The 275-nt window shown below is 69.5% G+C and carries 1 pseudogene; it reads right to left on the minus strand.

Annotation, left to right across the window (positions count from 1 at the left end):
• Positions 1 to 275, minus strand: a pseudogene (locus ACNQ0W_RS25690) (hypothetical protein); the annotation flags it as partial.

Genomic DNA, 275 nt, shown 5'->3' on the forward strand with positions numbered 1-275 from the left:
GGTTCTGCGGCATGGGCATGGCAGCCGCGGCGGAACTGGCGATCTGGTTGAACTGCTGCTGCAGCATGTTCCACCACGGTGACGGGTCCAGCGCGGCTGCGGCTGCGCGCGCTGCAGCGTGGGCCTGAGCTTGCGCCTGCGCAGCGGACTGCGCCCGAGCCTCGGCTTCGTCATCGTCGGCGTCTTCGGCTTCGATCTCGGCCTCGTCTTCGGGGGTGGGCTCGTCAGCTTCGGCCGCTTTGGTGGTGGCGGTATGTGGCCAGGCCGGCTTGGAC

Source organism: Enterobacter cloacae complex sp. 6730903, assembly GCF_048283985.1.
GTDB classification, from domain to species: domain Bacteria; phylum Pseudomonadota; class Gammaproteobacteria; order Enterobacterales; family Enterobacteriaceae; genus Enterobacter; species Enterobacter hormaechei_C.